The sequence below is a fragment of the Streptomyces sp. NPDC034037 genome (genome assembly GCF_055575715.1).
The window spans coordinates 36,213-58,268 of record NZ_JBVISC010000012.1 but is presented as its reverse complement, the minus strand read 5'-3'; the positions used below and the strand labels follow the sequence as shown (position 1 = coordinate 58,268).

The following is a 22,056-nucleotide window of genomic DNA, read 5'->3' as shown; positions in this document are numbered from 1 at the left end:
GTGGCGCCTTTGCGCCACTTGAGCTTCGAAGAGTCCCGGAGGTGAACCACCTCCTCACCGGTCTCGGCCTGGGTGAGCTGCGCTCCGAGGGCGTCGATTCCCTTCTCGGGCGCAATGAGAACTGGGCGGGGACCACGTCGGCCGGCTTCGGTGTGTTCGTGAAGCACCTGGACCGCGGTGGCACGGACGCCATAGAGCGCATCCACCGCTCCAGGGCCTTCGACTCGCTGATCCGTCAGGCCCGACGCCCCGGTCTCAGCACGCCCGAACTCATCGGGTACGACGAGGACGCGCGGATCCTCGTGTTCGACCTGGTCGCGGACGGCCGCACGCTGGCCGAGCACTTCGCGGACGGCGGGGCCGAGGACGAGTGGTCCGGCAGGGCAGGGCACGCCATCGGCACCTTGCACCGCCTCGGCTCCGCCGGCGCGGCCCTTCCGCTGGACACGTCACCGTTCCCGTTTCCCGACCTGCGCCTGCTCCAGGCGCTTCCGCTCCCGTCCTACTTGGGGCTCACGTTCGCCGAGGTGACCCTGTGGAACATCCTGCAAGGAGACGCGGTCCTCGCTGAGGCCCTCGCGGCTCTGCGGAGGAGCGAAGAAGAGGCGCCAAAGGTACCGACCCACTGCGACCTCAGGCTCGATCAGTTCCTCATCGGTGACGGGACGCTGTTCCTGACGGACGGCGAGGAGTTCCGGCTCGCGGACGGGGCCCGGGACGTGGGCGCCATCGCGGGTGAGTGGCTGTACCGGGCCGTCACCGGCATGGCCGGCCGCACCGTGGACGAGAGCGGCGCCGCCCTGGGGGAGGAACCCGACCACGCCGAGATCGTGGCTCGCGGAGTGCGGGAAGTGGACCGGGTGCGCCCCCTGATCGCCTCGTTCTGGTCCGGCTACCGCTCCGCTCGCGGCCGGGCCGACACCGGCCTCGCGACTCGCGCCACCGCATACGCCGGCTGGCACATGATCGACCGGGCCATGGCCACGGCCATGCGGGGCAGCAGGCTGCCGGCCGTGTCCCGCGCGGCCATGGGGATCGGCAGGAACGCGCTCCTGCGACCGGAGAAGTTCGTGTCCACGCTCGGACTGGGGGACGAGGCATGAGCAACGTGCTCAGTGACACGCTGAACAGCGCCCTCGACGCGATCCGGATCGAAGAGACCGAGAACGGCCTCTCCGCGCGTATCGGTGAGCGCACCGTCGAGGCCGACACCGCACTCGCCCTCAGGGATCGGCTCACGATGCTGATCTACGAGTGCCTGCATGCCGGTCGGCCCGAGTTGCCGGGAGGCTTGCCCCGTACGCTGCGCGACGCGGACCTCGAGCGGCTGCTGACCCAGGCCACACCCCACCCGACCACCGTGTGCCGTACCCGCCTGCTCGGCGGTGACGCGGGACAGGCGATCGTGGAGCTGGACGGTCTGCGGGTGCGGGTACCGAGGGAGACCTGCACGGAAGCCGGCCCCGGAGGGGCCGTTGACGTGGCTCTTCAAGCGGTACGCCCCGCGCTGTCCCCGGGCTTCTTCCTCGCCGACGGCTCCGCCGGTCGCCCCGAGGGCAAGGAACTGCTCAGGCTGTACGTCCACGTCACGGACAGCTCATACGCGCCCGATGTCTGGAACACCGTCTTGACGGCGCTCGAAGCCACGGGCGCCCCCTACCGGGCGAAGATCAGCTCCTCACCGTTGCTGTACCCGCGGCGCGACGCCCTGGTCGTCTACCTGGGCAGCGAGGCGCTGCACGTGGCGGACGCCGTCGTCCGGGCCGCTGCCGCGACCCAGGGACTGGGCAGCGCCGTCTCCCCGTTCACGCACGAACTGGCTCCCGGGCTCAGCTGCGCGTGGGAACCGACCGACACTCGTCCGGGCCGGTCGCACATGAGCTTCGGTGAGCACCGTTCGGCCGCCGTGGCCGAGGGACTGCTCAACCACGTCCTCACCCCGACCCGTTGCTCTCGCGCAGAGGCAGTCGCCTCAGCGCTGGCACAGGCGGGCATCGACCCCCGGCGGCCCGCGCGTGACCTCGTCTCCCCCGAGCTGCCCGTCCTCGAAGGGGTGTGAGTCATGGCCCGTCCTCCTGCACTCCCGTCCGAGGAGAAGGTGCGCATCGTGGTCTCCGTCCTCTCCAAGGACCGGACCGTCGCCGAGGCGGCCCGGGAGGCCCAGGTGTCCGAGCAGTCCATCTCGAACTGGCGAAGGCAATTCCTCCAGGGCGGCAGCGCGGCCCTGGGGGGAAACCTGATCAGCCACAGCACGACCCAGCGCGAACAGGCCCTCTCCGAAGAGGTCAGGAAGCTGAAGCAGGCGCTCGGCGAGGCGTATGTGGAACTGATGACCTGGCGCAGAACAGGGGACTACCGGCGGGTCCCTTCTGGTACCTCGAGGTAGTCCGGAATGAAACAGGAGTCAGCATCTCGAGGTTCTGCACCATTCTCGGCATACCCCGCCGCACCTACACCCGACGACTCCAGCAGCACAGAGCGCAGAGCACCACACAGAAGGGGCAGGAAAATTCGGAATCCGTCTGAGGTGGGCACACCTGCGATATCCGTTGCCGACCTGACCATGCGGTACGGGACCAAGGACATCCTTCGCGGGGTGGATCTCACCGTCAACCACGGAGAGGTCCTCGCTCTGCTGGGCCCCAACGGCGCGGGCAAGACGACCACCGTCGAGGTGCTGGAGGGGTTCCGGCGGCGCACCAGCGGTTCCGTCACGGTCTTGGGACGGGACCCGGACGACGGCGACGAGGAGTGGCGGGGGCGGCTCGGCGTCGTGTGCCAGTCCTGGCGCGATCACGCCCGCTGGCGAGTGGGGGAACTGCTGCACCACTTCGCCTCCTACTACGCAAATCCCCGTGAGGTGAGCGAGGTTCTGGAGGCCCTCCAGCTCGGCGACCAGGTCGACCAGCAGTGCCAGAAGCTCTCGGGAGGCCAACGGCGGCGGCTGGACGTCGCCCTCGGCATCATCGGCGACCCGCAGCTGCTGTTCCTCGACGAACCGACGACCGGCTTCGACCCGGTCGTACGGCGCGAGTTCCACGATCTGCTCACGCGTTTGAAGACAGACGGCATGACGATGGTTCTCACCACACATGACCTGCACGAGGCGGAGCGCCTCGCCGACCACATCGCCATCCTCATCGACGGCCGTATCACCGCGTCCGGAACGTCGGAGGAACTGAGTGAACAGGCCCGTTCCCAGGCCCGGGTGATCTGGTCGGCCGACGGCTGCCGACAGGAGGAACGGACCTCTGATCCCTCCGCCTGCGCCTGGCGGCTGCACAACGAATTCGGTGGGCCCGTACCCGACCTGGAGGTCCACCGGCCCACCCTTGAGGACACCTATCTGCGCATGATCGCGGAGGTGAAGTGACCATGACGCGTCCACTGGCCGCCGGAATCGACCGCGGTGTACTGGAGCTCCGGCAACTGCTGCGCAGCCCCCGTGACGTGTTCACCCAGCTGAGCACCCCGCTCATGTTCCTCGTCCTGGGATCGGTCCTCGACGGCGACATCCCCGGAAGCACCGTCCCCATGGCCGAACTCATGGTCGCCGGAGGGGTCGCGACCATGGTCATCCAGGCCGGGCTCCTGACGCTGACCCAAGCTCTGGCCGTGGAGCGGGAGGACGGCACCCTGCTGCGCGTGAAGACGCTTCCCGGTGGCATCCGCGCCTACCTCATCGCCAAGACGTTCGTCATGGTCGTGACCGCGCTGGGCGGCGCGGCCCTGATGCTGCTCGGCGGGACAGTGGTGCTCGGCTCCTCGCTGCCCTCGGATGCCACACGCTGGCTCACGCTGGTCTCGGTGCTCGTACTGGGACTCGTCGCCGTCGCACCGATCGGCGCGATCATCGGGTCGCTCCTGCCGAATTCGCGGGAGGCGCTGGGCACGGTGATGATCCCGCTGTTCGCGCTCATGATGTTCTCGGGCATCTACTTCCCGGTCACGGTCCTCCCGGAACTCGCCCAGGACGTGGTGGGGGCATTCCCGCTGAAGTGGATCGCCCAGGGCGTACGCGCCGCGCTGCTGCCGGACTCGGCACTGGCCGCCGAGGCGACCGACAGCTGGGAACTGGACAAGGTGCACCTGGTCATCGCCGTGTGGGCCGTCATGGGTTTCCTGTTCGCCCCCCGAGTACTGCACCGGATGACCCGCCGGGAGTCCGGCAGCCGACTGAAGAAGAGTGAGTCCGCGCGATGAGCGCCACCATGAATCACATCTCCACCATCTTCCCCATCCAGCCCGACTCGCTCGACCCCATGGTGGAGTTCGGCACCTTCGCCCGTGACCTGGGTGTGCGCCGGATCTGGCTCGGCCAGTCACTGCGCATCGAGACGCACCAGGCTCTCGCGGCCTTCGCGGCGCGTGTGCCGGGAGTTCCCCTGGGCACGAGCGTCGCGCTGACGATGCTGCGTCACCCCTACCAGGCGGCCGTCGAGGCCCGCTCGATCAGCGCGCTGTCGGGGGCCCCGTACGTGGCCGGCTTCGGTCCGGGGGCGCGCGATTTCCAGGCGTCGCTCCTGGGCCGGCCCTATGAGCGCCCGCTGAAGATGGTGGCGGAATACGCCACCCTCGTACGCAAACTGCTGGACAGCGAGGTGCTCTCCCACCAAGGCGATTACTTCACCGCCACTACCGGAATGCTGCACGTGCCGGCACCCGCTGCCGAGGTGGGCCTCGGTGTCCTGCGGCCCGGCATGGCCCGGACCGTGGGGGAGGTCGCCGACGTCGCCATCACCTGGCTCACTCCCCACTGGTACATCGCCGACCAGTTGATCCCGGCGATCGGTGAAGGCGTTCGGCGGGCAGGCCGCACGGGCACCCCGCGTGTCGCCAGCGTCGTGCACGCCGCGGTCACCCGGCCCGGCCGCAACCTGCGGCGGATCGTGTTCGCCGCCGCGGGACCGCACCTCACCTCGGAGCACTACACGGACATGCTGCGGCGTGCCGGAGTGGAGGTCAGCGCCTCGGACCCGCTCAAGGGCGCCGAAGAACTGCTGCGCAGGGAGGTCTTCGCCTCCGGCACGGTGGAGGACATCGCAGACGTCGTCCGGGCGCACCGGGCGAGCGGTGTGGACGAAGTGATCATCAATGTCTGCGGCGTTCACCTGACCGAGGGCACCCAGGCCGGCCTGCGGGACCTGCGGGAGATCCTTGAGGCGGTCGCGGACGATGACTGACCCCGGCGACGAGGCCGACAAGGGCGGACCGCCGCCCTTCGGTGGCCGTCGGCTCCTCTATGTGGTGACGGGTGCCCTCAGCGCGGCGCACACCCCGTTCTGGGTGAACTGGCTGAGCATGAGCTACCCGGAGCTGGAGATCAGGATCGCTGTCACGCGCAGCGCCGAACGATTCGTCACGCGCCAGGCGTTGGCCCCGCTCATCCCTGGGGACGTGTTCACCGACGCGTGGCCTTCGGAGGCAGCCACGGTCGCGCCCCATGTCGAGCTGGCCGAGTGGGCGGACACGGTGGTCGTGAACCCGGCCACCTTGAGCTTCGTCGCGCGGTTGGCCAACGGCCTCGCGGACACTCCCGTCATGCTGGCTCTGCAGTGCACGCGCGCGGCGGTGGCAGTGGCACCCTCGCTGCCGCCCGGTGGGGTGGACTCCACGGCCTTCGCGAAGCACGCGGCGGCGCTGCGCGCGCGCCGCAATGTGGTGCTGGCCCCTCCCGTGATGGGTCTGAGCGTCACCACCGGCCGGAACGATGCCGCGCTGAACGCCCCGCTGCCCGATGTCATCGCGGCGTTGGAGGCGTTGCGGGCCGGCACCGGGAGAGCCGCGTGAGCGCGCACGCCCTCACCCCGGAAACGCCGGAAACCCCAAAAACCCCGGAGCCGCCAGAGACGCCAGGGACGCCAGGGACGCCAGGGACGCCAGAGGCGCCGGAGACGCCGGAGATGCCGGAGACGCCGGTGGCGCACTTCGGCACAGGTTTTCTGACCACGCGGATACTGGGGAACGGCGTCGGCTACCAGTGGACCCGCGTCCCTGGTCCCGACCGCGAGGACCCCTTCACCTCGGTACCGGAGTCCGTCCGTGCGGCCACGGCCGCGCTCGGCCTCTCGGGTGTCCGGGTGGCGCTGGGCCGGGGCGGTCGGGCAGAGCGTCGGTATCCCGCGCCGCTGCCCTACACGCTCGCCCACGTGCTCACCACCTTGCCGGAGTCCCCCGACAGGTGGGCGGCCATGCCCCGACTGCTCCACGGCGTCGGGGTCACGGTGCGACGGGTGCACGACGAGGTACGAACCGGCCCGGTGGTGCGGCGTCCCAGCGGCGGCCTACGCCTGTCCCGGTGGCTGGCCCGGCGTGACGGTCCTGGCGGGGCAGCCCGGCTTTTCGAGGCAGCCGAGCACCGGCTGGGTCGGCTGCGCACGGACCGCGTTCGCCACTGGCTGGGCGAGTGGGAGCAGGAGCGTCCCGATGACGTCCTGGTGCTAGGTGCGGTCGGCCTCGGCGCGGTGATCCCCGCACGTCCACCCCAGGCCGGCGTCCTGCTGGCGGGCGAAGAGCTGGCGCGCGGCCCTCGCGCCCACGACCTGGGATGGCTGCTGGGCGAGCTGGCCGAGTTCCGGCTGCTGCACTTCGCAGGCCCCCGGCACACAGAGGCGGCAGCCCTCTGTGCGGCGGCTGCCCGTGCGGTGCTGCACGGGTACGGCCCCGAGGCGGCGGACACCGAGGCGGTGGAACGCGCCGCGGTACTTCGCGTGCTCCTCCATGCCCACGACTACGCGGCGTACGTCGGCTGGACCGAGCAGCTGCTGGACTACCTGGACCTGCTGGCCGACCTGATCGACACCCCCGCTGCCGCCGGCGCACCCGCCGAAGGCCCCTACGAGCCGACCGACTTGGAGAAGGCATGATCGCGCAGAACGCGCACTACAACGAGAAACTCGCCGGCGTCTACGAACAGATGTATCCGATCGGCTTCGACACCACGGCCGCGGTGGAGTTCCTCGACGGCATGCTCGAGCCCGGCGGCAAAGTGCTGGAGCTGGGCATCGGCACCGGACGGATCGCCCTGCCCCTGGCCGAACGGGGACACGAGGTCCACGGCGTGGACGGTTCCGAGGCGATGTTGGCACGACTCCGGGAGAAGGATCCCCACGGAGCGATCACGGCGGTCCTCGGCGATTTCACCCAACCGCTCACGGACTTCGACGAGTCGTACGACATCGTCACGCTGGTACTGAACACGTTCTTCGTCGCTGTCTCCAAGGAGGCGCAGGTGGCCTGCCTGCGCAACGCCCGCGAACGGCTGGCGCCGGGCGGGCGGTTCGTCCTCGAAGCGTTCGACCCCTCGCCGTACCACGTCATGGAGAAGCCGGACTTCTCCATGCGCTACCTCGACGAGAGCACGGTGATGCTCGACACGCTCACCGTGGACAAGACACAGCAGCTCATGGTGGCGACGCACACCATCATCGACGGAGGCCCGCCTTCGACCACGCACCACGTGCTGCGGTACGCGTTCCCCCTGGAGATAGACCTGCTGGCCGAATTGGCCGGTCTGCGCTTGGTGGAGCGCTGGAGCGGGTGGTACCAGGAGCCGTACTCCGTGACCAGCCCTCGGCACGTATCGGTGTACGAGCGGACAGAGTGAACGGCATTCACTCACCATCGACCCTAGGGAGAGGGAGAAAAATGGACGGTATATCCGTACTCATCGCAGCGGGCGTCACCGGCGCCCTGGGGATTGTCGGGGACCAGGCCGTACGCAAGCGGAAGAAAGCGTTCTGGAATCAGTACGGTTCTTATGAGGGGTTCCGCAGCCAGGTGGACGAGCAGAGGATTCGCTCCGTGCAGCGTGACCGCGGTGACATCGCGGCCGTAAAGGCGGTGCGCGACAACTATCCGCTGGCTTCGATGGCTATCGCCAAGAAGTATGTGGACGGCCTGTAAGGGGCAGTGATGTCGTGCGGGCGGGGGTGGAGCCGAAGGGTTCCATTCTCGCCCGCATTCTGCGCGCACGCCGCTGATCCGGTGCTACCCAAATTTTACCCCTGAAAATTCTGGGCCACTAATCTTTCGAACTAGCAGGTTCCCTTCCCGGCGTGTTAGAAATTCGTGCAGGCGGAGCTGTTCGCCGAATTTCCAAGTATTGAGGAGAATGCAATGAACACCACCGACCAGCTGATCTCCGGGTACGCGGCCTACGCGACGGCCGAGGAGGTCGGCGCCGCCCAGACGACCGGCGCTCCGGAGGCCAGCCCGGTGGCCCTGTCCGCCACCGTCGTGATCACCGAGGGCTCCTACGCCCTGAGCGCCGGCATCAGCATGAGCGCCGGTGTGACCTTCGGCAAGGGCTGCTGAGCCGTCGGCCACGCGCCGGTACCGGCCAGGCCGGTACCGGCATGGCGCCCTTCCCGCCGACGGTAGTACCAGGCAAGCGGACAGGAATATGCGAAGACTGACTCTGGACAACGGGCTTCGCGTGGTGCTCGATCCTCGCCCCATGGCCCCGGCGGTCGGCATGGCGGTGCACTACGCAGTGGGGTTTCGCAACGAGCCGGAAGGCCGTAGTGGATTCGCCCACCTCTTCGAGCACATGATGTTCCAGGGAAGCCGGAACACGGGCCCGAGTGAGCACTTCCGGCACGTCCAAGCCGCGGGCGGCACCTCGGGCGCCTCCACGCACCAGGACTACACCGACTTCTACCAGGTGTGCCCCACCTCCGCGCTGGAGCGGATGCTCTTCCTCGAAGCAGACAGAATGGCCTCGCTGTGGTTGACGCAGAGGAACCTGCGCACTCAGCTCAGCGTCGTCAAGGAAGAGGTCCGCGCGAATGTGACCAACCGCGCGTACGGCGGTTTCCCCTGGACGGTGCTTCCCGCCGTCCTCTACGGGACCTTCCCCAACGCGCACAACGGCTACGGGCACTTCGGGGACCTCGACCGGGCCACCCTCGACGACTGCCAGGCCTTCCACTACCAGCACTATGCGCCGGGCAACGCCGTGCTCACCATTTCGGGCTCCTTCGCTCCTGACCGGGTCACGGACATGATCCAGCGCCATTTCGGCCGGATTCCCGCCCGGCCCGTACCGTCGCAGCCCCCGTTGTGCGAACCGCCGTTGACCGGAGAGCGCCGGGGCACCCACCACGACGCGCACGCCGCGCTGCCCGCCGTCGCCCTCGGATACCGCATGCCCGATCCGGTGACCCGACGCGCCGACTACCTCGCCCACGTCGTGCTCTCGCTCCTCCTGACGGGAGGCGAGAACGCCCGGTTGACTCGAAGGCTCGTACGGGAGGGGGGCGTGGCCGCGTCGGTGCGGACCGGATGCGGATTCTTCGGCCCCCTGCAAGCGCGCCACCCCGATACCTTCCATCTGGTGGCCGCCCACCCCCCGCACACGGCTCTCGACGACGTCCTGGGCGAGACGGACGCCGAACTCGTGGACCTGGCCGCCACCGGACCCGAGGAGCCCGAGCTGGCACGGGCCCTGGCCCGATCGTTCACCGCGGCGGCCCGGGGCTACGACAACCTCCTGGTACGCACCCGCCACACGGGCGCGTTCGAGGTACTCCACGGACGGGCCGAACTGGTCGACGAACTCCCTTACCTGCTGCGGGCGGTGGACGCCGAGCAGGTGGCCCGGGCGGCGGGAGGACTTGCCGCCGACGCCAGGGGTGTGCTTGCCCTGGCGCCCGCGGTCGGAGCGCTGCGATGACACGCTCCGCCCTGCTGCCCGAGCCGGACGGCGACCAGCACTTCACCCTCCCTCCCTTCGTCGACACCTGCCTGAGCAACGGGCTGCGCGTGGTCACCGTGCACGCGCCGTCCGTGCCGATGGCGGAACTACGCCTCGCGATCCCCCTGCCCGCCCACACCGTTGACCCCGCGGCGGCTTCCGTGCTCGCCGCCGCGCTCGGCCGGCGCACGGCCCGGCACACCCCCGAGCAGCTGGACGACATCCTGGGACGTCGGGGTACGACGCTGGACGTCAGCTGGACCGGCTCCCAACTCACCCTGAGCTGCTCGCTTCCACAGCAGTATCTGGTGGACCTGCTCGCGCTGCTCAGCGAGGTCCTGACCGCTCCCGTCTATGGCGGCGCCTCCGGTCACGCGGCAATCCGCAAGGTCGTCGGCCATGTCCGGGCAAGGGCCGCGCAGCCCACCGCGATGGCGCGCGACGCCCTCCAACGGCACTGCTGCCCCGGTCTGAGCACGGGCGGACCGCCCGACGAGGCAGCCGTAGCAGCTGTGACCGCCGAGCAGCTCAGCGCATTGCACCGCGAGGTGGTGCGGCCCGACGGGGCGTACCTCGTCGTCGTCGGCGCGGCCGACCCGGCCGCCACGGCCGGTGCCGCCGCATCCACGCTGGAGGCGTGGCGCCCCCCGCCGTCCCCGCGATCCTTCACGACCCCGCCACCGATGACCAGTGCCGGGCTGCATGTGATCGACCGCCACAACGCCACGCAGACCCACATCACGCTCATGGCGCCGGCGGCCGCCCGCGTCGACCCCGACTTCCCCGCGCTCAGCATCGGCAACTGCGTGCTCGGTGGCTTCTTCTCCTCACGACTGTTCACCCGGCTGCGCGAAGACACCGGACTCGTCTACCAGGTCGAATCCAGCATCGAAGACGTTCTCGGCAGGCAGGTCGGCTTCATCGAATCGGCTACCGCCACCGAATCGGCGCCCAGAGCACTCGGAGAAATAAGCCAAGTGTTGCGCCGACTCTGCGATGACCCCCCGTCGGCCAAGGAGATTCACGCAGCCGGCACCTACATGACCGGAATCACGAGCATAGGTCAGACATCCCAAGCGGGGATGGCGTCCACGCTGGCTGGTGTGATCGGATACAGCCTTCCGCTCACGTGGCTGGTCGAGTTCCCCGAACAGCTCCGCTCCGTTTCCCCCCAGCAGGTGTCCGATGCGGTGCGTCGTCACTACCGGCCGGCAGCTTTCTCCGGCGTCCTGGTAGGGCAGCACAGCGCTTTGGGGGACGAAGTCCGGGCCCTCTGGGACGAAAGCTGGACGTAGCGACGCCTACGCAGCCGCGCACCCCTAAAGAAACAGCCGCCCCCGAGCTGCGCCAATTAAAATTCTTCCGGACGCATGACCGCAGTTGAGGGAGATTCTCCGGAAAGAAATGGGTTGGGCGCCGACGGCGCTATGTGAGAGAAATTCTCCAGTCAGTTCCGCATTACTCACAGGAGCAACAGTGAACACTGCCGACCAGCTGATCTCGGGTTACACCGCCTACACCGACTCCGCCGAGATCGGCGCGGCCTCCTCCGCCGACGCCCCCGCGATCACCCCGACGACCTCGGTCACGGTCGTCTCCGTCGAGAGCATCCTGGCGTCGGCCGGTGGCGCCGCCAGCTTCAGCGCGGGCTTCACGATGGCCAAGGGCTGCTGATCGGGCCCGGTCCGGGGCGTCGCCCGCCGGCGCCCCGGACCACCGCGCACGCCGCCGCACACCACGTCGATCCGGAAAGGGCCTCCCGTGCCGACAGGACCGAAGCCGTCCCCGCAACACCCGAGACGCCTGCGCCTCCTCGGCGAACTGTCCCGCGGCCACATCCTCCAGATCTCGCTCGCGGTGCTGCTGAGCCTGGCGGCGACCGCAGCGACCCTGGCGGTGCCGCTTCTGGTGAGGGAACTCATCGATGCCCTCGCCCGGCGGGAGAGCATCCTGCGGTGGCTCGCCGTCATGGTGCCGCTGGCGCTGACAGGGGCGCTGGCGGCGTCGTTCTCCGGCTACCTCCTGGCCAAGACGGGCGAGCAGTTCATCCTGCGGCTGCGGGGCAGGGTCATGGAGCACACCCTGCGCATGCCGCTCCAGGCCGTGCGCGCGGCCGGAGCCGGAAACCTCGTCGCCCGCATCACCTCCGACGCGGCGCTGCTGCGGTCAGTGATCGACGTCGGCGTCGTCCAGCTGCCCGTCGCCGTCGTGACAGCCCTCGCGACCCTCGTCCTCATGGCCCTGCTGGACTGGACGCTGGTACTTCTGACCCTGGCCGTGTTCGCCGTGGCCGGCTGCGCCATCTGGCTTCTGCTGCGCCGGGTCCGCCAGGGTTTCGAGGGAATCCAGACAGCCACCGGCGCGCTCGCCCAGCGCTTCACCACGGTGCTCTCGTCGCTGGTCACCGTCAAGGCGCACCGTGCCGAGAAGCCCACCAGCGCATCCCTGACCCGTGACGCCGAACACATCACCGACGGCATGATTTCCGCCGCGCGACTCCAGTCCGTCGTCATCCCCGTCATGTCGCTCGGTCAGGAAGTCGCCCTCGCCTGCATCGTGATCGCGGGCGGCGTACGGATCTCGCACGGAGATCTCAGCCTCTCCGACTTCATCGCCTTCCTGCTGTATCTGCTGCAGCTCGTCACCCCCATCACCATCATGGTGATGGGCCTGGGGCGTCTGCAGACGGGCCTGGCCGCGAAGGCACGGTTCGAGGACTTGCTCAGCGCCCCCGTCGAAGCCGCGGGCGAACCCGGCGCGGCCCGGCCCGCCGCCGGTGGTGACGCCGTGGTGTTCGACCGCGTGTCCTTCGGCTACGACGGTGAGCCGGTGCTGCGGGAGGTCTCCCTGCGGGTACCGCGGCGCGGGCTGACCGCTGTCGTCGGACACTCGGGGGCGGGGAAGTCCACCCTTCTCACCCTGATCGAACGGTTCGAGGACGCTGCCAGCGGGTCCATCACGGTGCTGGGGCAGGACGTCCGTGACTGGCCGCTCGACGCACTGCGCTCCCGGATCGGCTACCTCGACCAGTCCTTCACGCTTCTGGAGGGCACCGTCCGCGAGAATCTGCTCCTCGGGCACAGGGACTCGAACACCGACGATGCCGCGCTCATGTCAGCGCTCGCCGATGTCGGCATGGCGGACGTGGTACGCGCCCTTCCGAACGGCCTGGACACCGTCATCGGCCGTGAAGTGGACGTCTCGGGAGGCCAACGGCAGCGCATCGCCCTGGCCCGGGCCCTGCTCCAGTCCTGCGACCTCGTTTTGCTCGACGAGCCCACCTCACAGTTGGACTCTCTCAACGAGATGCGTCTGCGCGACGTGATCGACACCCTCGCACGAGACCGTTCGGTTCTCGTCGTGGCCCATCGCCTGTCCACGGTGATGCATGCCGACCACGTCATCGTGCTGACGGACGGCACTGTCGCGGAAACAGGTACCCACTCCGAACTGATGGCCAACAGCTCCCATTACCGCGACCTCGTCGAGGGCCAGCACTGGGCACAGGCCACAGCTGTATGACGGGGTCCCCGAACAGCGCTGTCCGGGGACCCCGACAAGAATCGCCCACTCCGCGCCGGCGTCAGTTGAGGTGCTGCGGGCCGAACGCGTCGGGGAGCATGTCCGCGAGCGTGCGTACGCCCGAGGCCGTCTCCAGGAGCAGTTCGGGGCCGCCGAACTCGTACAGGAGCTGGCGGCAGCGGCCGCACGGCATCAGGATCTCGCCCTTGCCGTCCACGCAGGTGAAGTGGGTCAGGCGGCCGCCGCCGGTGAGCTGGAGCTGGGAGACCAGGCCGCACTCGGCGCACAGGCCGAGGCCGTAGGAGGCGTTCTCCACGTTGCAGCCGACGACCGTCCTGCCGTCGTCCACCAGCGCCGCGGCGCCGACGGGGAAGCCCGAGTAGGGGGCGTACGCGCGGGACATGGCCTCGCGCGCGGCTTCCCGCAGGGCGTCCCAGTCGGTGTCGGCGGTGGTCGTCACTTGCCCTGTCCCTTTCGGTACGGCATGCCGTCCGCCTTCGGCATCCGAAGGCGCTGGGCGGAGAGCGAGAGCACCAGCAGGGTCACCACGTACGGCGTGGCGGTGACGACCTGGTTGGGCACCTCGTCGGTCAAGCCGTACCACAGGAACATCAGCGCGGAGATGGCCGCAGTGATCACCGCGGGCACGTACCGCTTGTGCCAGGCGAGGTAGACCGCGCCGATGACCAGCAGGATCGCCAGGAGCAGCAGCAGCGCGTGGACGTTGGTGCCGCCGCCCCGCAGCTTCAGGCTGTCGGTGTAACCGAACAGTCCGGCGCCGAGCGCGAGGCCGCCCGGCATCCAGTTGCCGAAGATCATCGCGGCGAGGCCGATGTAGCCGCGGCCGCCGGTCTGGCCCTCCAGGTAGATGTTGGAGGCGACCAGCGAGAGGAAGGCACCGCCGAGGCCGGCGAAGCCGCCGGAGATGATCACTGCCAGGTACTTGTACTTGTAGACGTTCACGCCGAGCGACTCGGCCGCGATGGGGTTCTCGCCGCAGGAGCGCAGCCGCAGGCCGAACGAGGTGCGCCACAGCACCCACCAGCTCAGCGGGACCAGCGCGACGGCGACCACGGTGAGCGGCGAGAGGTTGGTGAACAGCCCGCCGAACAGGCCCGCGAGGTCGGAGACCAGGAACCAGTGCTTGCCGTTGAGGTCCATGAGCCAGTCGGACAGCCCCGGCACGGAGAAGTCGCCGAGGGATTCGACGGGCGGCGACTGCTTCGACGTACCGCCCTCCTCGCCCTCGAAGACGAAGGTGGCGAGGTAGCGGGTGACGCCGAGGGCGAGGATGTTCAGGGCCACACCGGAGACGATGTGGTTGACGTTGAAGGTGACCGTCACGATGGCGTGCAGCAGGCCGCCGAGCGCGCCGCCGAGGACGCCGAACAGGACGCCCGCCCACGGGCCCCACTGGAAGCCGGCCCAGGCACCGAACCAGGTGCCGAGGATCAGCATGCCCTCGAGGCCGATGTTGACGACGCCCGCGCGCTCGGCCCACAGGCCGCCGAGGCCCGCGAGGCCGATCGGCACGGCCAGCTTGAGGGCCGTGGACATCTGGCCGGTGGAGGTGATGCCGTCGGCGCCGGTGATGACGCGCACCAGCGAGGTCAGCACCAGGACGCCCGCGACGCAGAGCAGGAGGACGGGGAGCGAGATGCGGCGGCGGCCCGCTGCGGGCTGCTTGACCGGGGGTTTGGCGACGGATGCCGTGCTCATCGGGCAGCCACCTCCTTCACGGAGTCGTTGTTGCCGTTGTTGGCGTTCGCCCGGGCGGCGGCGGCCAGTTCCTCACCGACGCGCCGCTGCTGGCGGCGCAGGCCCCAGCGGCGGACGGCCTCGGAGGAGACGACGACCGCGATCACGATGAGGCCCTGCATGATCACCGCGATCTCCTTGTCGTACGCGACCGGGGTGGCGTAGTCCAGGGCGGGTGAGGCCTTGTCGAGGAAGGCCCACAGCAGCGCGGCGAACGCGATGCCGACCGGGTTGTTGCGGCCGAGCAGCGCGATGCCGATGGCGGTGAAGCCGAGGCCCGCGGGGAAGCTGAGGCTGTAGGTGTGGGTGTCGCCGAGCAGGATCGGCAGGCCCGCGAGGCCCGCGACGCCGCCGGAGATCAGCATGGCCGTGAGCACCATGCGCTTGGCGTTGACCCCGGAGGCCGCGGCGGCGGACTCGGAGGCGCCGGTGGCACGCAGGTCGAAGCCGAAGCGGGTGCGGTTGAGGACCAGCCAGTACAGGATGCCGGCGAGGACGGCGACGAAGACGAAGCCGTAGACCTCACCGCCCGCCAGCTTGATGCCGGGGAACCAGCCGGACTCCTTCATCACGCCGGTGGTCTGGTTGTTGCCGACCGGGACGCCGAAGTTGTCGGTGAGGGTGAGGTAGCCGATGACGCTCGTCGCGATGGCGTTGAGCATGATCGTGGCGACCACCTCGCTGACCCCGCGCGTGGTCTTGAGCAGGCCCGCGATGCCGGCCCAGGAGGCGCCGGTGAGCATGGCGACCACGATGAGCAGCGGGATCTGCAGGGCGGCCGGCAGCGCGACGTGCGCGCCGACGACGGCGGTCACCACCGCGGCGAGGCGGTACTGCCCGTCCACGCCGATGTTGAACAGGTTCATGCGGAAGCCGATGGCCACCGCGAGCGCCGCCAGGTAGTACATGCCGGCCTGGTTGATGGTCAGGACCTGGACGTCGGAGTAGGAGATCTGCTTCAGCATCAGGGTGTACGGCTCGATCGGGCTCTTGCCCGAGGCGAGCAGCACGACCGAGGTCAGCGCCACGGCCACGACCAGCGCGATGACCGGGGCGGCCACCGCGAGGAGCACGCGCTCCTTGTCGAACTTCTTCATCGGGTCTCGTCCTCCTGTGAGCCGTCACCGGGCTCGATGTGTTCCAGGTGGCCGGAGGCCGCGCCCGTCATCGCCGACCCCAGCTCCTCCGGGGTGACGGTGGCCGGGTCGGCGTCCGCGACGAGCCGGCCGCGGTAGATCACGCGGAGGGTGTCGGAGAGGCCGATCAGCTCGTCCAGGTCCGCGGAGATCAGCAGGACGGCCAGTCCCTCGCGGCGGGCCTCGCGGATCTGGTCCCAGATCTGCGCCTGCGCGCCGACGTCCACACCGCGGGTGGGGTGGGCGGCGATCAGGAAGCGCGGCTTGTGGCTCATCTCGCGGCCGACGATCAGCTTCTGCTGGTTGCCGCCGGACAGCGAGGCGGCCGTCACGTCGATGCCGGGCGTACGGACGTCGTACTCCTCGACGATGCGGCGGGTGTCGGCCTGGGCGGCCTTGGGGTCGAGCCAGAAGCCCCGCGCGTTCGGCCGCTCCGTGACGTGGCCGAGGATGCGGTTCTCCCACAGCGGGGACTCCAGGAGGAGGCCGTGGCGGTGGCGGTCTTCGGGGATGTACCCGATGCCGTCCTCGCGCCGCTTGCGGGTGGGTACGGCGGTGATGTCGTCGCCCGCCATGCGGATCACGCCGGAGTCGGCGTGCTTGAGGCCGATGAGCGCGTCGATCAGTTCGGTCTGGCCGTTGCCCTCGACGCCCGCGATGCCGAGGACCTCGCCCTCGTGGATCGTGAAGGAGATGTCGTCCAGCAGGGCGCGGCCCGAGTCGCCCTCGGCGAGCAGCCTGAGGCCCTCCACCTGGATCATCGGGCGGTCGGTGACCGTGGACTCGGCGGTTTCGGGGGTGGGCAGTTCGCTGCCCACCATCAGCTCGGCGAGTTGGCGCGGCGTCGTCTCGGCGGGGATGGCCGTGCCGACGGTCGTGCCGCGCCGGATGACGGTGATGTCGTCGGCGACGGACAGGACCTCGCCCAGCTTGTGCGAGATGAAGATGACGGACAGGCCCTCGGACTTGAGCTCGCGGAGGTTGTCGAAGAGCGCGTCGACCTCCTGCGGCACGAGCACGGCCGTCGGCTCGTCGAGGATCAGCGTGGTGGCGCCGCGGTAGAGGACCTTGAGGATCTCCACGCGCTGGCGGTCGGCGACGCCGAGGTCCTCCACGTACGCGTCGGGGCGCACCCCGAGGCCGTAGCGGTCGGAGAGGTCGAGGATCGCGCGGCGGGCCGCGCCGCCGATGCCGTGCAGCTTCTCGCTGCCGAGAACGATGTTCTCCAGGACCGTCAGCTGGTCGGCGAGCATGAAGTGCTGGTGCACCATGCCGATGCCGCGGGCGATGGCGTCGGCGGGGCCGGCGAAGGCGACCTGCTCGCCGTCGACGGCGATGGTGCCCTCGTCCGGCTTCTGCATGCCGTAGAGGATCTTCATCAGCGTCGACTTGCCGGCGCCGTTCTCGCCGACCAGGGCGTGCACGGTGCCCTTGCGGACGGTGAGGTGGATGTCGTGGTTGGCCACGACTCCGGGGAACCGCTTGGTGATGCCGGCGAGTTCGACGGCGACGGGCGGAGGGTTGGTGGACGCGTCGATGGCGCACTCTCCTCGGGGGTGCCTGAAGGAAAGGGGCCGCCTACGCGCGCAGTGCCCCTGCTACTGGTGCTGCTGGGTGGTGCTGGTCGGTCCCCCGTACGGGATCACCCCGTACGGGCGGACGTCAGGCGTGGCCCGCGCGAACGGGGCGCGGGTGGACCATCGTCCCCCACACCCCGTCGCACGAGAATCACGCTGCCGTCACGGCGGTGAGCCCGCCGCTGCGGCGGTCACGGCGTCGAGTCGACCTTGATCTTGCCGCTCTTGATGCCCGCCTCGGCCTTCGCGACCGCGGCCCGGACGTCCTTCATCTTCTGGAACTCCGGGTTGGAGTCGGCGAGCGCGACACCGCCCGACTTGAGGTCGGCGCGGACGACGCCGCCCTTGGCCTTGCCGTCCTCGACGGCCTTGGCCAGGTTGTACACCGAGGCCGCGACGTCCTTGGTCGCCGAGGTCAGGATGTACTTCTTGTACTTGGCCAGCGCGTTCTGCTTGTACTGGTCGGAGTCGACGCCGATCGCCCAGATCTTCTTGGCGGCGGCGGCCTCGATGACGCCCTGACCGGAGAGGCCCGCGGCGTGGTAGACCACGTCGGCGCCCTTCTCGATCTGGCCCTGGGCGGCGGTCTTGCCCTTGTCGGGGCTGGTGAAGCCGCCGTCCTCGGCCTTCTCGGTCAGGTACTGCTTGACGACCTTGACCTTGGGGTCGGTGTCCTTGACGCCCTGCGCGAAGCCCGCCTCGAACTTGTGGATGAGGGGGACGTCCACGCCGCCGACGAAGCCGACGGTCTTGGACTTGGTCGCCTTGGCGGCGGTGACGCCCGCGAGGTAGGACGCCTCCTGCTCGCTGAAGACCAGGTCGGAGACGTTGTCGGCCTTGACGGTCTCGTCGTCGACGATGCCGAAGGAAGTCTTCGGGAACTTCGCCGAGACCTCCTTGATGGCCGGGGCGTAGGCGTAGCCGACACCGATGACCGGGTTGTAGCCCTGCTTGGCGAGCTGCGTCAGGCGCTGCGCCTTGTCGGCGTCCGACTCGCCGTCGACCGGCTCGACGGCCTTCTCGCCGGTCTTGAACTCCTTGGCGGCCTTCTTCATGCCCTCGGTCGCGGCGTCGTTGAAGGACTGGTCGCCGGCGCCACCGACGTCGTAGGCGAGGGCGACGCCCTTGTTCTTGTCGTCCTTGGCGGCGTCGCTGGACGTGCCGCCGCAGGCGGAGACGGAGACGGCGAGGGCTGCGGTCGCGGCGCCCGCGACAGCTATTCGAGACACCCGGCGCATAGGAACGAACTCCTTGAGGGAAGCAAGCACAAGCAGGTACGAGCGCCTACCCGGCGCTGATTTCGCCGCAGCGTAACGCGCGTAGACCTCACATAAGAACCCTTCTGTCCGCTCCGTTATCGAGCTGTGGCCACCAGCCGTCCGTGGCCTGAACACGCGGTGGGCGCCCCCCAGATGGGAGGCGCCCAGGCGCCGCAGGACGTACTACGTACAACGGCGGGGAGTGCGCGGGGAAGGTGCTACGTACAACCTTCGCGGGGTCCCCGTGCGGGGCGAAAGCCCCGGGAAGGCACTGGCCCGAGGAGCCGGTGGCCTACGGAGCCGTCCGGACCTTCACCTTGCCGCTGATGATGTCCTTCCTGGCCTTCTCCACGGCGGCGACGACGTCCTTCATCGCCGTGTACCTCGGGTTGGAGTCGGCGAAGCCGACGCGGCCGGACTCCAGGTCGTAGCGCTGCTCACCCTTCATCGGCTTGCCCTCGACGACCGACTTCGTCAGGTCGTACACCGCGCCGCCGACGTCCTTGAAGGCCGAGCCGAGGATGTGGTCCTTGTACTTGGCGAGCGCCTTCTGCTTGTACTGGTCGGAGTCGACGCCGATCGCCCACTTCTTCTGCGAGCCGACCTCCTGGATGACGCCCTGACCGGAGAGCCCGGCCGCGTGGTAGATCACGTCCGCGCCGGCCTCCAGCTGACCGCTGGCCGCGTTCTGGCCCTTGTCGGGGCTGGAGAAACCGCCCTCCTCGGGCTTCTCCGTCAGATAGCGCTTCTCGATCTCGATCCCGGGGTCGACGGACTTCACGCCCTGCACGAATCCGGCCTCGAATTTGTGGATCAGCGGAATGTCCACGCCGCCCACGAATCCGACGTGCTTGACCTTGCTCGCCTTCGCGGCGGCGACGCCCGCGAGATAGGAGCCCTGTTCCTCGTGGAAGACCAGATCGGCGACGTTGTCCGCCTTCACGGTGTTGTCGTCGATGATCCCGAAGGTGGTCTCCGGGAACTTCTTGGCGGCCGCCTCCACGGCGGGCGCGTAGACGAAACCGACGCCGATCACCGGGTCGTACCCCTGCTTGGCGAGCTGTTCGAGGCGCTGGACCTTGTCGGCGCTGGACTCGCCGTCGCCGGGCTCCATGTCCACGCCGCCGAGCTTGAACTCCGCGCGGGCCTTGCGGTAGCCCGCGTAGGCGGCGTCGTTGAAGGACTGGTCGCCCTTCCCGCCGATGTCGTACGCGAGACCGATCCCCTTGCCCTTGTACGAGGACGACGTGCCGGAGCCCTCCTCCTTGCCGCCGTCCTCCCGCGAGGCCTCGCTGCTGGTCTTGCCGCACGCCGAAGCGGCGAGGGCGAGCGACGCCACCGCCACGGCCACTTGGGAAAGTCTTGATACACGACGCACAGGACGCACCCCTCACATTTCCCAACACGCCGTTGACGGCGCGGATTTCGCGGCACATTAACGCGCGTAGAAAGGGAGGGGAACGGGTTTCCGCGGGGCCGTTACCCATTCGTGCCGAAGGCCGCGGACGCCGGCCTCGCTCGTTCTACGCCCCGGCCCGCTCCCGCGCGCCCGCGGTCCCCGGCACGCTCCCGCGCGCCCTCAGTCCTCGGCGCGCGCGTGGTCCAACAGGGCGGCGGCGGTGAACAGTTCGACGCCGACCGCGATGGCCGACTCGTCCACGTCGAAATCCCCCTGGTGGAGGTCGCGGACGGTGCGCTCCCCGGGCCTGCGCACGCCGAGCCGGGCCATGGCGCCGGGCACGTGCTCCAGGTACCAGGAGAAGTCCTCGCCGCCGAGGCTCTGTTCGGTGTCCTCGACCGAGGCGATGCCGCGCCGCTCGACCATGGCGTCGCGCAGCAGGTCGGCGACGCCGCCGTCGTTGACGACGGGCGGGACGCCGCGGACGTAGGTGACGTCGGACGTGGCGCGGTAGAGGCCGGCGATCTCCTGGACGGCGTCGTGCACCAGGTCGGGCGCCTCCCGCCAGGTCTTGAGGTCGAGGCAGCGCACGGTCCCGGACAGCTCGGCGTGCTGCGGGATGACGTTCGCCGCGTGGCCGGACTCGATGCGGCCCCAGGTCAGCGAGAGGCCCGAGCGGGCGTCGGTGCGGCGGGCGACCACGGCGGGGACCTCGGTGGCGACCTTGGCGACGGCCGTGACCAGGTCCGTGGTCAGGTGCGGGCGCGCGGTGTGTCCGCCGGCCCCGTCGAGCGAGACCTCCAGGCGGTCGCAGGCGGAGGTGATCGGGCCGTGCCGCAGGCCGATGCGGCCCGCGTCGACGCGGGGGTCGCAGTGCAGGGCGATGATCTTGCCGACGCCGTCGAGGACGCCTTCCTTGATGGCCTGCGCGGCGCCGCCCGGCAGGACCTCCTCGGCGGGCTGGAAGATCAGCCGCACCGCGAAGGGCAGCGTCCCCTCGCGCGCCATGGCGGCGAGGACCAGGCCGGTGCCGAGGACGACGGTGGTGTGCACGTCGTGGCCGCAGGCGTGGGCGCGGTCGGGCACCGTGGAGCGGTAGGGCACGCCGTGCTTGGTGTCGGGGATCGGCAGGGCGTCGATGTCGGCCCGCAGGGCGAGCATGGGGCGTGCGCCGCTGTGCGCGCCGCTCCCCACGTCGCAGACGAGGCCCGTGCCGCCGCCCAGTACCCGGGGCGCGAGGCCCGCCTCCTCAAGGCGGGCCTTGATCGCCGCGGTGGTGCGGAACTCCTGGTTGCCGAGCTCCGGGTGCATGTGCAGGTCGCGACGGAAGGCGACCAGCTCGGCACGCAGCGCTTCGGGCAGCTCGCCGGGGAGCGTTTCCGTGAGTTCGCACTCCATTGCGGACAAGCCGTCGGACACCTCTTCGGTCGCACAGGACATCAGTTGGTTCACCCTTTGAAGGGTAGGGCGATGCAACGGCCAACTGACCCACGATCAACAAAAGTTCAGCCCGATAGGGGAAGAAACTTTGGCCTCGTGGCGCATGGCCGCTGATCGGGATGGGTACACATTCACGCCGCCACGGGGGCCGCGCGAGCCGTCCGCCGCCGATGACAGGCGAGGGCGACCGCTGCCAGCAGGGGCGGCTAGGCGATCAGCGGTATATAGCAGACCACAAGCAGGGCGGTTTGCGCTGTTCTGTCCGTCA

22 protein-coding genes are annotated in these 22,056 nt (G+C 69.5%); 15 read left to right on the top strand and 7 right to left on the bottom strand.

Translation table 11 applies throughout. From position 1 onward, the window contains the following. Positions 1–41: 41 nt before the first annotated feature. The 15 genes from lxmK (at position 42) to ACZ516_RS30950 (ending at position 13,219) form a co-directional block, all read left to right on the top strand. Positions 42–1,103, top strand: a complete 1,062-nt coding sequence (gene lxmK, locus ACZ516_RS31020; RefSeq protein WP_469012897.1) for a class V lanthionine synthetase subunit LxmK — start codon at positions 42–44, stop codon at positions 1,101–1,103. Beyond that, entirely contained in the window at positions 1,100–2,059 is a 960-nt protein-coding gene (locus tag ACZ516_RS31015) for a T3SS effector HopA1 family protein (protein ID WP_361077568.1), read from the top strand. The genes lxmK and ACZ516_RS31015 overlap by 4 nt, the downstream gene beginning before the upstream one ends. Before the next feature lie 3 nt (positions 2,060–2,062). Then, on the top strand, positions 2,063–2,386 hold the full coding sequence (locus tag ACZ516_RS31010) for a transposase (RefSeq protein ID WP_230901786.1): 324 nt from the start codon (positions 2,063–2,065) through the stop codon (positions 2,384–2,386). 210 nt (positions 2,387–2,596) lie between these two features. Beyond that, positions 2,597–3,373, top strand: a complete 777-nt coding sequence (locus ACZ516_RS31005) for an ABC transporter ATP-binding protein (protein WP_361077571.1) — start codon at positions 2,597–2,599, stop codon at positions 3,371–3,373. 2 nt (positions 3,374–3,375) lie between these two features. Next, positions 3,376–4,203, top strand: coding sequence for an ABC transporter permease (locus tag ACZ516_RS31000; RefSeq protein ID WP_469012893.1), 828 nt, complete (start codon positions 3,376–3,378; stop codon positions 4,201–4,203). Then, positions 4,200–5,183, top strand: a complete 984-nt coding sequence (locus ACZ516_RS30995) for an LLM class flavin-dependent oxidoreductase (RefSeq protein ID WP_361077577.1) — start codon at positions 4,200–4,202, stop codon at positions 5,181–5,183. The genes ACZ516_RS31000 and ACZ516_RS30995 overlap by 4 nt, the downstream gene beginning before the upstream one ends. Then, positions 5,176–5,790, top strand: coding sequence for a flavoprotein (locus ACZ516_RS30990; RefSeq protein WP_361077580.1), 615 nt, complete (start codon positions 5,176–5,178; stop codon positions 5,788–5,790). Before ACZ516_RS30995 ends, ACZ516_RS30990 begins: the two co-directional genes overlap by 8 nt. A gap of 113 nt (positions 5,791–5,903) precedes the next feature. After that, on the top strand, positions 5,904–6,866 hold the full coding sequence (locus ACZ516_RS30985; RefSeq protein WP_469012891.1) for a hypothetical protein: 963 nt from the start codon (positions 5,904–5,906) through the stop codon (positions 6,864–6,866). Continuing rightward, positions 6,863–7,606 carry a class I SAM-dependent methyltransferase gene (locus tag ACZ516_RS30980; RefSeq protein ID WP_361077585.1) on the top strand — a complete coding sequence of 248 codons (744 nt, stop codon included), beginning with the start codon at positions 6,863–6,865 and terminating at the stop codon, positions 7,604–7,606. The genes ACZ516_RS30985 and ACZ516_RS30980 overlap by 4 nt, the downstream gene beginning before the upstream one ends. A gap of 41 nt (positions 7,607–7,647) precedes the next feature. Then, positions 7,648–7,905 (top strand): hypothetical protein, encoded by a 258-nt coding sequence (locus ACZ516_RS30975; RefSeq protein WP_361077588.1) that lies wholly within the window; start codon positions 7,648–7,650, stop codon positions 7,903–7,905. Between the two features lie 213 nt (positions 7,906–8,118). Further along, positions 8,119–8,316 carry an LxmA leader domain family RiPP gene (locus ACZ516_RS30970; RefSeq protein ID WP_230901794.1) on the top strand — a complete coding sequence of 66 codons (198 nt, stop codon included), beginning with the start codon at positions 8,119–8,121 and terminating at the stop codon, positions 8,314–8,316. A gap of 88 nt (positions 8,317–8,404) precedes the next feature. Next, positions 8,405–9,676, top strand: a complete 1,272-nt coding sequence (locus tag ACZ516_RS30965; RefSeq protein ID WP_469012887.1) for a M16 family metallopeptidase — start codon at positions 8,405–8,407, stop codon at positions 9,674–9,676. Then, on the top strand, positions 9,673–10,992 hold the full coding sequence (locus tag ACZ516_RS30960; RefSeq protein ID WP_469012885.1) for a M16 family metallopeptidase: 1,320 nt from the start codon (positions 9,673–9,675) through the stop codon (positions 10,990–10,992). The genes ACZ516_RS30965 and ACZ516_RS30960 overlap by 4 nt, the downstream gene beginning before the upstream one ends. Before the next feature lie 181 nt (positions 10,993–11,173). Then, entirely contained in the window at positions 11,174–11,371 is a 198-nt protein-coding gene (locus tag ACZ516_RS30955; protein ID WP_230901797.1) for an LxmA leader domain family RiPP, read from the top strand. Positions 11,372–11,458: 87 nt separating this feature from the next. Beyond that, positions 11,459–13,219 (top strand): ABC transporter ATP-binding protein, encoded by a 1,761-nt coding sequence (locus ACZ516_RS30950; protein WP_361077597.1) that lies wholly within the window; start codon positions 11,459–11,461, stop codon positions 13,217–13,219. A gap of 61 nt (positions 13,220–13,280) precedes the next feature. Here the strand turns inward: ACZ516_RS30950 and ACZ516_RS30945 are convergent, their stop codons facing one another. The 7 genes from ACZ516_RS30945 to ACZ516_RS30915 form a co-directional block, all read right to left on the bottom strand. Continuing rightward, positions 13,281–13,679 (bottom strand): cytidine deaminase, encoded by a 399-nt coding sequence (locus ACZ516_RS30945; RefSeq protein WP_358585302.1) that lies wholly within the window; start codon positions 13,677–13,679, stop codon positions 13,281–13,283. Beyond that, positions 13,676–14,938 carry an ABC transporter permease gene (locus ACZ516_RS30940; protein ID WP_469012882.1) on the bottom strand — a complete coding sequence of 421 codons (1,263 nt, stop codon included), beginning with the start codon at positions 14,936–14,938 and terminating at the stop codon, positions 13,676–13,678. Before ACZ516_RS30940 ends, ACZ516_RS30945 begins: the two co-directional genes overlap by 4 nt. Beyond that, entirely contained in the window at positions 14,935–16,074 is a 1,140-nt protein-coding gene (locus ACZ516_RS30935) for an ABC transporter permease (protein ID WP_358585298.1), read from the bottom strand. The genes ACZ516_RS30940 and ACZ516_RS30935 overlap by 4 nt, the downstream gene beginning before the upstream one ends. Further along, on the bottom strand, positions 16,071–17,651 hold the full coding sequence (locus ACZ516_RS30930) for an ABC transporter ATP-binding protein (protein WP_361078360.1): 1,581 nt from the start codon (positions 17,649–17,651) through the stop codon (positions 16,071–16,073). The genes ACZ516_RS30935 and ACZ516_RS30930 overlap by 4 nt, the downstream gene beginning before the upstream one ends. Positions 17,652–17,881: 230 nt before the next feature. Beyond that, positions 17,882–18,928 (bottom strand): BMP family lipoprotein, encoded by a 1,047-nt coding sequence (locus ACZ516_RS30925; RefSeq protein WP_358585296.1) that lies wholly within the window; start codon positions 18,926–18,928, stop codon positions 17,882–17,884. Positions 18,929–19,241: 313 nt separating this feature from the next. Beyond that, positions 19,242–20,327 (bottom strand): BMP family lipoprotein, encoded by a 1,086-nt coding sequence (locus ACZ516_RS30920; RefSeq protein ID WP_358696699.1) that lies wholly within the window; start codon positions 20,325–20,327, stop codon positions 19,242–19,244. A gap of 201 nt (positions 20,328–20,528) precedes the next feature. Beyond that, a complete protein-coding gene (locus ACZ516_RS30915) occupies positions 20,529–21,746 on the bottom strand; it encodes an amidohydrolase (protein WP_361078363.1) in 1,218 nt (405 codons plus the stop codon). Between the last annotated feature and the right edge of the window lie 310 nt (positions 21,747–22,056).